Source organism: Nonomuraea rhizosphaerae (assembly GCF_019396405.1).
In the GTDB taxonomy this organism is placed as follows: Bacteria; Actinomycetota; Actinomycetes; order Streptosporangiales; family Streptosporangiaceae; genus Nonomuraea; species Nonomuraea rhizosphaerae.
In genome coordinates this window covers 1-9141 of the sequence record NZ_JAHKRL010000228.1, presented here as the reverse complement: position 1 = coordinate 9141, position 9141 = coordinate 1, and the positions used below count along the sequence as shown (strand labels likewise).

Sequence of the window (9141 nt, the reverse complement as noted above, 5' to 3'; positions counted from 1 at the left end):
GTCCCGCCGAAGGCGGCCAGCCGGAGCGTGAACGTGGAGCCGGAGCCTTCCTTGCTCCAGACGGAGACCTCGCCCGCGTGCGCGGCTGCGACGTGCTTGACGATGGCGAGGCCGAGCCCGGTGCCGCCGGTCGCCCTGGACCTGGCGGCGTCGACCCGGAAGAAGCGCTCGAAGATGCGTTCCAGCGACTCTTCGGGAATGCCGATGCCCTGGTCGCTGACGCTGATCTCGACGGAGTCGCCCGCCGGCCGGACGCTGACGACGACCCGGGTGTGCTCGGGGCTGTAGGCGACGGCGTTGTCGATCAGGTTGCGCAGGGCGGTGACGAGCAGCTCGTCGTCGCCCCAGATGCGCATGCCCTCGGCGCCGCCGGTGACGAGCGTGATGTCCTTGGCGATGGCCCTGGTGTTGCAGTGGTCGATGGCGTCGTGGACGGCCTCGTCGATGGCGACCTGGCCGGGGGTGGGGATGGGCTCGGCGCCCTGGATGCGGCTCAGCGTGATCAGGTCCTGGACGAGATAGGTGAGCCGGGCGGCCTCGTGCTGCATGCGGCCGGCGAACCGGGTGACGGCCTCCGGGTCGTCCGCGGCGTCCTGGATGGTCTCGGCGAGCAGGCTCAGGGCGCCTACGGGGGTCTTGAGCTCGTGGCTGACGTTCGCCACGAAGTCGCGGCGCACGGCCTCGACCCTGCGCCGCTCGGTCTGGTCCTCGGCGAGCACGAGGACCTGGCCGTACGAGCCGAGCGGGGCCACGCGGACCGCGAAGTTGGTGGTCTCCTGGCCGAACTTGTGTCCGGCGACGTCGATCTCGCTCTCGCGGATCTCGCCGTCCCTGCGTACCTGCCTGGCCAGGGCGAGCAGCTCGGCGGCCATCAGCCGGTCGCCCTTGACGAGCCCGAACGCGCGTGCGGCCGAGCTGGCGCGCAGCACGCGGTCGTGGGCGTCCAGCACGACGGCGGAGGAGGGCAGCACGGCCAGCACCGACGCGACGCCTTGCGGCAGCGCGCCCGTCTCCTGGTCGGCGGCCGCCGCACTCCTGCTCGGGGCCTCGATCTGGTTGCGGTAGAACAGGACCGCCAGGGCTCCCACGACGAACCCGGCAAGGGCCGTCAAGCTCATGGCCATCTCACTCATGCCTTCGATGGTAGGTGGCCTTCATCTGAGGACAGCCCTCCCACCTGGGGATGAACGGGTCTTTCCTGGAAAGTTCATTTTGTTGTCGAAGTTCGTTCATCGAGGCCCACGTACGGTGACGGCATGCGCGACGCGTACCATGAAGAACTTGATTCCCTGACTGACAAGCTGGTTGAGATGACCAGGCTTGTCCGCTCGGCCATCTCCCGGGCCACGACCGCCCTGCTCGACTCCGACCTGCAGCTCGCCGAGAGCGTGATCTCCAGGGACGCGCAGGTGAACGTGACGTTCGAGGAGATCGAGGCGTCGATCTTCGACCTGATGGCCAGACAGCAACCCGTGGCCGTGGACCTGCGGATGGTCATCACGGCGCTGCGGATGGGCACCGACCTGGAACGTATGGGCGACCTGGCGGTGCACGTGGCCAAGATCGCGCGGCTGCGCCATCCTGACTCGGCCATCCCGCAGGAGGTGCGGCCGACGATCCTGGAGATGGGCAACATCGCCGAGACGCTGGTCACGAAGGCGGGAGCGTGCATCGCCTCGCACGACGTCGACGCGGCGATGGAGCTGGAGTCCGACGACGACGCCATGGACAAGCTGCACCGGCGGCTGTTCAGGACGATCCTGGCCAAGGACTGGGAGCACGGCGTGGAGCCGGCGATCGACATCACGCTGATCGGCCGCTACTACGAGCGGTACGCCGACCACGCGGTGAACGTGGCCGGCGACGTCGTCTACCTGGTGACGGGCTCGCGCCCGTCCTCCTGAGACCGCCCGTCCTCCTGAGACCGCCCGTCCTCCTGGGACAAGGGGGGCGCCCGCCTGAGACAGGAGGCGCCCGCGGGGCCTCAGCGGCCCTGGTTGGCCACGGCCTCGATGGCTGCCTTGGCGGCCTCGGGGTCGAGGTACTCGCCGCCCCGCTGCAGCGGCCGGAACTCCGCGTCCAGCTCGTACCGCAGCGGGATGCCGGTCGGGATGTTGAGCCCGGCGATCTCCTCGTCGGCGATGCCGTCGAGGTGCTTGACCAGCGCGCGCAGCGAGTTGCCGTGCGCGGCCACCAGCACCGTGCGCCCGGCCGACAGGTCGGGCACGATCGCGTCGTACCAGTACGGCAGCATGCGCTCGACGACGTCCTTCAGGCACTCGGTGCGCGGCATGAGCTCGGGCGGCAGCAGCGCGTAGCGCGGGTCGCCCGCCTGGGAGTACTCGTCGTCGTCGGCGATGGGCGGCGGCGGCACGTCGTACGAGCGCCGCCACAGCATGAACTGCTCGTCGCCGAACTCCTCGCGCGTCTGCGCCTTGTTCTTGCCCTGGAGGGCGCCGTAGTGGCGCTCGTTGAGCCGCCACGAGCGCTGCACCGGCAGCCAGAGGAGGTCGGCCTCGCCGAGTGACAGGTGGGCCGTCTGGATGGCCCTGGTCATCAGGCTGGTGTGCACCACGTCCGGGCGGACACCGGCCTCGACCAGCAGCTTGCCGCCCCGGCGGGCCTCCTCCTCGCCCTTGGCCGACAGGCTCACGTCCACCCATCCGGTGAACAGGCCCTTCGCGTTCCAGTCACTCTCGCCGTGCCGCAGCAGCACCAAAGTCGCCATACGGGCAATCCTATGGTGAGGCTCAGGTGTCGTTCCGCTCCGGATCGGCGAAGCGGGCGAACGCCTGGAGGTTGGCCAGCGACTCGCCGCGCTTGGCCCGCCACTCCCACTCGCGCCTGATCGACGAGGCGAACCCCAGCTCCAGCGCCCTGTCGAACCAGTCGTCGGAGTAGGTCAGCACGCAGCCGAGCAGCCGGTCGATCTCGTCCTCGCTGATCGCGGCGAGCGGGACCCGGCCGACGAGGTAGACGTCGCCGACGGGGTCGGTGGAGAAGTGGACGCCGTACATGCCGCCGTTCTTGCCGAGCAGCCACCTGTAGAACTCGGCGTGGTTCTCGTCCGGCTGGCGGCAGAAGAACGCCTCGACGTGCAGCACCTGGTCGCCGATGATCAGCCAGGTCATCGTGGCGAGCTTGTGCTGGCCGGGCAGCTTGACCAGGAACGCCCCTGGACGCGGCTCGTCGTAGGAGACGTCCGCGGCCTTGAGTGCTGCCTCAACGACATCGCGCATGCCGTACAGCCTACGGAACGACTGCCTACGAGATGACGGCCACCGGCATCCCGCGCACCCCGTGCAGGTTGTCGACCGCGCCCGCGTACACCTCAAGGAGGCGCGCGGCCGTGGCCTGCCAGCCGAACGCCGACGCGTGCGCTCCGGCGCCCGCCGCCAGCCGGTCCCGCCAGGCGGGCTCGGTGACGAAGCGGCGCAGCGCGCGGGCCCATTCGTGCGAGTCGTGGCCGTCCACCAGCACGCCGGACACGCCGTCGCGCACGGCGGTGCGCAGCCCGCCCACCGCAGCCGCGGCGACAGGGGTGCCGCACGCCTGGGACTCCAGGGCGACGAGGCCGAAGGACTCGTTGTACGAGGGCACGACGGTGACGTCGGCCGCCCGGTACCAGTCGGCCAGCTCGTGCTGCGGCGCGGGCGGGACGAGGCGTACGACGTCGGAGATGCCCAGCTCGGAGGCGAGTTCGGTGAGGATGGACGGCCGGGCCAGCCCGTTGCCCGACGGCCCGCCCACGCAGGCGACGACCAGGCGGCCGCGCAGCGAGGGGTCGTCGATGAGCATCCGGGAGGCGGCGCGCAGCAGCACGTCAGGCGCCTTCAGGGGCTGGATCCTGCCCACGAACAGCATCACGTGCGCGTTCTGCGGGAGTTTGAGGCGGCGTCTGGCGGCGCCCTTCGAGGCGGGCTGGAAGACGGTGAGGTTGACGCCGGGGTTCACGACGGCGACGCGGTCCTCGGGCGCCTGGTACAGCTCGATCAGCTCGTGGGCCTCGTCGTCGGTGTTGGCGACGAGGCGGTCGGCGATCTCCACGACCTGCTGCTCGCCGACCACGCGGGCCTGCGGCTCGGGCTGGTCGTCCCGGGCCAGCATGCGGTTCTTGACCTTGGCCATGGTGTGCATGGTGTGCACGAGGGGGACGCCCCAGCGCTCCTTGGCCAGCCAGCCGACCTGGCCGGACAGCCAGTAGTGCGAGTGGATGACGTCGTAGCGGCCCGGGTCGTACATCGCCTCCGTGCGCAACACGCCGGACAGGAACGCGCAGAGCTGCCCCGGCATGTCCGCCCTGGTCAGCTCCTCGTACGGGCCCGCGTTCAGGTGACGGACCAGGACGCCGGGGGCCAGCTCGCACACCGGCGGCTGGTCGCGCGCGGTCGCCCGGGTGAAGATCTCCACCTCCACGTCGAGCTCGGCGAGGCGCTTGGCGGCCTCGACGATGTAGACGTTCATGCCGCCGGCATCGCCCGTGCCCGGCTGTTCCAGGGGCGACGTGTGCATGCTGATGGTCGCGACCCGGTTGACCCGCCGGCGCTTCACCCGACACCACCTCCAAGCGATGTACAACCTCATAGATATTTTCGACATTCCCGACATCTGGGATGACACGGGGGGGCTGGCAAGATGTCAGCCATGAACAAGACGGCCGTGGTGACGGGCGCGAGCAGCGGGATCGGTGAGGCGACGGCGCGGCGGCTGGCCGCCGAGGGCTACGACGTCGTGGCGGGCGCGCGGCGGCGCGATCGGCTGGACAAGCTCGCCGCCGAGATACCCGCGATTCACCCGATGACGCTGGATGTGACCTCCCAGGAGTCGGTGGACGCGCTCGCCGCCTCGCTCGACCGCTGTGACGTGCTGGTCAACAACGCCGGCGGCGCGCTGGGCGCGGAGACGGTGGCCGAGGGGCTGGTGGACGACTGGCAGCGCATGTACGAGACCAACGTGCTCGGCACGCTGCGGATGACGCAGGCACTGCTGCCGAAGCTCGTCTCGTCGGGTGACGGCGTACTCGTGCTGCTCACCTCGACCGCCGGACTGGTGGCCTACGAAGGCGGCGGCGGCTACGTCGCGGCCAAGCAGGCGCAGCGGTCGATGGCCGAGACGCTCCGCCTCGAACTGGTCGGCCAGCCGGTGCGCGTCGTGGAGATCGCGCCGGGGATGGTGCGGACGGAGGGGTTCGCGGTCAACCGGTTCCGCGGCGACGAGGCCGCCGCCGCCAAGGTGTATCAGGGTGTTCCCGGGCCGCTGACCTCGGACGACGTGGCCGACGCGATCGTCTGGTGCGTCACCAGGCCCGCCCACGTGAACATCGACCGCCTGGTCATGCGCCCCCGCGCCCAGGCGGCCCAGCACCGGGTGCACCGCGTCAGTGACTGAGCAAGTGACTGGGCACAGGTCGTGGGTGCGGGGTGGTTAGGCCGGTCGGCGCGATCACACGCGGCACGACCGGTCACAACCGGCTGCGGCGGGCCGACCGGTGGATCACCGCCACGCAGGCGCGGGTGCTGCGCTCCGCCGACCGTCCGCTGGTGGTGGACCTGGGGTACGGGGCTTCGCACGCGACCACGCTGGAGCTGTTCACCCGGCTGCGCGAGGTCAGGCCGGACGTCGAGGTGGCGGGCGTCGAGATCGATCCCGCGCGGGTGGCGCTGGCCAAGCCGTACGAGCGCGAGGGGCTGCGCTTCCTGCTGGGCGGCTTCGAGCTGCCGGTGCCGCGCCCGCCCGTCCTGGTGCGGGCGTTCAACGTGCTCAGGCAGTACGGGGAGGCGGACGCCCGGCACTACTGGGACCTGCTGCGCGGCCGGCTCGCGCCCGGCGGCGTGCTGGTGGAGGGCACCTGCTCGGAGAGCGGCCACCGGGCGGTCTGGGTGGCGCTGGACCGGGACGGGCCGCGGACGCTGACGTTCTCGGCGAGGTTCAACGCCTTCGAGCGGCCCTCGGACCTGGCCGATCGGCTGCCGAAGACGCTCATCCACAGGAATGTCCCCGGCGAGCGGATCCACGCGTTCCTGAGCGACTTCGACCGGGCATGGGCGGTGAGCGCCCCGTACGGGGCTCATGGGCGCAGGCAGCGGTGGCTGGCCACCGCCACCGTGCTGGCGGCCGGCTGGCCGGTGGCGACGCGCCCGCCGCTCGGCGGGACGGCCAGGTGGCGGCTCGGCGAGCTGACCCTGGCCTGGGACGCCGTGGCCCCGGCCGGTTGAGGCACGGCTACAGCGCCGCTTTGAACACCCCGTACGCCTCCTCGTCGAACAGCACGAACCGTACGTCCTCCACAGCTGTGGACAACCCGCGCACAGTGCTCAGCGCGATGCGCGCGCCGTCGTCGAGCGGCCACCCGAAGATGCCCGTGGAGATCGCCGGGAAGGCCACCGACCGCGCCCCCAGCGAGTCGGCCACCCTCAGCGACTCCCGGTAGCACGAGGCCAGCGCCGCGGAGCGGTCGTCCACCGGCGAGTACACCGGCCCCACGGTGTGGATCACCCAGCGCGCGGACAGCCGCCCGGCGGTCGTGGCGACGGCCTGCCCGGTCGGCAGCCCCCTGCCGTAGCGGGAGGCGCGCAGCGCCCGGCACTCCTCAAGGATCTCCGGACCACCCTTGTGGTGGATCGCGCCGTCGACCCCGCCACCGCCCATCAGCGACGAATTGGCGGCGTTGACGATCGCGTCCACCGTCTGCGCGGTGATGTCTCCTTGGACCAGCGTGATGTCCATCTCACCAGCATCCCGGATGTCTGCTCGACGTCCTGTAGTACTACGCTGAAGAGTGTGAAGGGTCTTGGCGAGCTCGAACGCAGCATCATGGACATCATCTGGGCCGAGAACAGCCCGCTGACCGCCCGTGAGGTCGGCAGGCTCATAGCCGACCGCGACCTTGCCCCCACCACGGTCATGACCGTGCTCGACCGGCTGACCCGCAAGGGGTTCCTCCAGCGGACCCGTGACGGCCGCGCCTGGCGCTACGAACCGGCGGCGAGCCGCGACGCGTACATCGCTGAGCTTATGCTGGAAGCTCTTGACCTGACGGGCGACCGATCGGCCGCCCTGACCCGCTTCGCCCAGGCCGTGTCCGGCCCGGAGGCGGAGATCCTTCGAAAAGCCCTCACGGAGCTGGAGGACGAGTGATCACGGCAGCGACGCTGGCAGCGCTCGCTTCGGCGTGCGCGCTCGGCTCCTGGCGTTTCACGACCGCCCGCTGGACGTCGCGCGCCCCCCGGGTCGCCATCATCCTGTGGCAGTCCCTGGGCGTGGCCTGGGGACTGGCCACGACCGGCGCCATGCTGGCCTACGCCGTGCAGCCGTACGGGATGGGCGTCCTGCCCGGTCTGATCGCCTTCGCGCACGGCGAGCGGCCGTCCGCCTCGTGGGACGCGCTGCACGTCGTGGCGATGGCGGCGGGGCTGACCGCGCTGGCGGTGCTGATCGTGGTGCTGGTCACGGCGGGCGTGCAGGCCCTGCGGGCGCGCAGGCGGCACCGCGTCCTGCTCGCGCTGATCGCCCGCGACGATCCGGGCGTGCCCGGGGTGCGGGTGCTCGACCATCCGAGCGCGGCGGCGTACTGCGTGCCGGGCCTGCGCTCGCAGGTGGTGGTCAGCGACGGCGCGCTCAAGCTGCTGTCGCGGGACGAGATGAAGGCCGTGCTCGCGCACGAGGCGGCGCACGTGCGGGAGCGGCACGACCTGGTGCTGCTGCCGTTCGCGGCGCTGGGCCGGGCGCTGCCGTGGTCCAAGGTGGTGCGTGACGCGCAGGCGCAGGTCGAGCTGCTGGTCGAGATGGCCGCCGACGACCGCGCCCGGCGCTACTGCTCGCCGCGCAGGCTGGCGACGGCGCTGCTCAGGTTCGGGACCGCGGGGGCGATGCCGACCCCGCAGGGCATGCTCGGCGTGCACGCGCAGCATGTCATGGCCAGGGTGGACCGCCTGGTCAAGCCGGGTCCCGAGCTGCACGCGGCGGTGCGGTACGGGGCTCTCGCGCTTTCCGTGACATTGGTCACGTCCGCCCTTCTTCTGTGGAGTGTGCAGCTCTGACGCTTGCTGGTGTTAGCCAGCGCGTTTGCAATTGCAAGCACTTTGGTGCAGACTACCGGCATGGCACTACCGAAGGTCGGCTCGATCGGCGAATACATCCGTGAGCAGCGGCAGCAGGCGAAGATCTCGCTGCGCCAGCTCGCGGCGGCAGCGGGGGTCTCCAACCCCTACCTGAGCCAGATCGAGCGCGGTCTGCGCAAGCCGAGCGCGGAGATCCTCAACCAGATCGCCAAAGGTCTGCACATCTCCGCCCAGGCGCTCTACGTGCAGGCCGGCCTCATCGAGGACCGCGAGCCGCCGAGTGATGTCATCAGCGCGATCAGATCCGACAAGCACCTGAGCGGGCGGCAGCGCCAGGTGCTGATCGATATCTACGAGTCGTTCCGCAAGGAGAAGCGCGCCGAAGACGAGCAGACCTCCCAGAACGCTCATCCCCGGCACGACTCCCCACAGGACGACGAGCCACTGCCAGAGGACTACCTCGCCGCGCTTGAGCCCTTCGCGGCGTCCAACGGTAATGGCACCGCCAACCAGGAAACCAAGGAAGGTTAACCCATGACGCTGGCCACCGAGGTCAAGAAGCTCACCGACTCCAAGCCTTTCTACGCGGTAGCGGGCGCGGGCGACTACGCGGTCGAGAAGCTGCGTGAGCTGCCCGAGCAGCTGTTCAAGCTCCAGTCGCGGCGCGCCGAGCTGGCCAGGGAGCTGCCGGAGCGGGCTCGCACGTACGCCGACAAGGCCGAGGGCTTCGCCCGGGAGTTCCCGGAGAAGGCGCGCGGCTACGCCGACCAGATCACCCTGCGGGCCACCGAGGTCTACGAGGAGTTCGCCAACCGCGGGCGCAAGGTCGTCAGCCAGGCGAGCGGTGAGGCCGCGCTGGAGCTCGAAGAGGTCTCCGAGGCCGCCGAGCCGCCCGTCGCGACCCCCGTCACGCCGGTCAAGAAGCCCCGCGCCACGAAGGCCGCCCCGAAGGCGTAAGTGGTTCTCGTGGTGTTGAGGTGCTCGCTGCGAGCCCTGACGCGGAACCTCTCGCGCCGAGTCCTGACACGCAACCCTCGCTTCGAGCTCTGATGCGGAACCCCTGAGGCCCGTCTCGCGTTTT

Annotated in this window: 12 protein-coding genes; 7 read left to right on the top strand and 5 right to left on the bottom strand. The window is 70.7% G+C overall.

Annotated elements, in window-relative coordinates:
- The coding region (locus tag KME77_RS11445) for a sensor histidine kinase (RefSeq protein WP_372451167.1) at nt 1-1133 on the bottom strand (1133 nt) is incomplete at its 3' end.
- A gap of 123 nt (nt 1134-1256) precedes the next feature.
- On the opposite strand from KME77_RS11445, the gene phoU reads away from it, so the two are divergent.
- Nucleotides 1257-1904 (top strand): phosphate signaling complex protein PhoU, encoded by a 648-nt coding sequence (phoU, locus tag KME77_RS11440; RefSeq protein ID WP_219465571.1) that lies wholly within the window; start codon nt 1257-1259, stop codon nt 1902-1904.
- Nucleotides 1905-1984: 80 nt separating this feature from the next.
- Here phoU and KME77_RS11435 read toward each other — a convergent pair whose 3' ends face one another.
- From KME77_RS11435 to mshA, 3 genes are read right to left on the bottom strand one after another with little or no spacing between them, the layout of a single operon-like run.
- The gene (locus tag KME77_RS11435; protein WP_219465561.1) at nt 1985-2728 is read right to left on the bottom strand and encodes a phosphoglyceromutase; all 744 of its coding nucleotides are present in this window, start codon (nt 2726-2728) and stop codon (nt 1985-1987) included.
- A gap of 22 nt (nt 2729-2750) precedes the next feature.
- Nucleotides 2751-3239, bottom strand: a complete 489-nt coding sequence (locus KME77_RS11430) for a type III secretion system chaperone family protein (RefSeq protein WP_219465559.1) — start codon at nt 3237-3239, stop codon at nt 2751-2753.
- A 25-nt stretch (nt 3240-3264) separates the two neighbouring features.
- Complete coding sequence (gene mshA, locus KME77_RS11425) at nt 3265-4551, bottom strand: D-inositol-3-phosphate glycosyltransferase (RefSeq protein WP_443679396.1); 1287 nt, start codon at nt 4549-4551, stop codon at nt 3265-3267.
- Between the two features lie 93 nt (nt 4552-4644).
- Between mshA and KME77_RS11420 the strand changes: the two genes are divergently transcribed.
- Complete coding sequence (locus tag KME77_RS11420; RefSeq protein ID WP_219465555.1) at nt 4645-5388, top strand: SDR family NAD(P)-dependent oxidoreductase; 744 nt, start codon at nt 4645-4647, stop codon at nt 5386-5388.
- A gap of 32 nt (nt 5389-5420) precedes the next feature.
- Nucleotides 5421-6215: a class I SAM-dependent methyltransferase gene (locus KME77_RS11415; protein WP_219465553.1), complete on the top strand. Its 795-nt coding sequence runs from the start codon at nt 5421-5423 to the stop codon at nt 6213-6215.
- 7 nt (nt 6216-6222) lie between these two features.
- Here KME77_RS11415 and KME77_RS11410 read toward each other — a convergent pair whose 3' ends face one another.
- Nucleotides 6223-6726 carry an O-acetyl-ADP-ribose deacetylase gene (locus tag KME77_RS11410; protein WP_219465551.1) on the bottom strand — a complete coding sequence of 168 codons (504 nt, stop codon included), beginning with the start codon at nt 6724-6726 and terminating at the stop codon, nt 6223-6225.
- A gap of 54 nt (nt 6727-6780) precedes the next feature.
- Between KME77_RS11410 and KME77_RS11405 the strand changes: the two genes are divergently transcribed.
- From KME77_RS11405 to KME77_RS11390, 4 genes are read left to right on the top strand one after another with little or no spacing between them, the layout of a single operon-like run.
- A complete protein-coding gene (locus KME77_RS11405) occupies nt 6781-7137 on the top strand; it encodes a BlaI/MecI/CopY family transcriptional regulator (RefSeq protein ID WP_219465547.1) in 357 nt (118 codons plus the stop codon).
- On the top strand, nt 7134-8039 hold the full coding sequence (locus KME77_RS11400; RefSeq protein ID WP_219465545.1) for a M56 family metallopeptidase: 906 nt from the start codon (nt 7134-7136) through the stop codon (nt 8037-8039). The genes KME77_RS11405 and KME77_RS11400 overlap by 4 nt, the downstream gene beginning before the upstream one ends.
- Before the next feature lie 60 nt (nt 8040-8099).
- Entirely contained in the window at nt 8100-8591 is a 492-nt protein-coding gene (locus KME77_RS11395) for a helix-turn-helix domain-containing protein (RefSeq protein WP_219465543.1), read from the top strand.
- Nucleotides 8592-8594: 3 nt separating this feature from the next.
- A complete protein-coding gene (locus KME77_RS11390) occupies nt 8595-9017 on the top strand; it encodes a hypothetical protein (RefSeq protein ID WP_219465540.1) in 423 nt (140 codons plus the stop codon).
- Nucleotides 9018-9141: the final 124 nt, after the last annotated feature.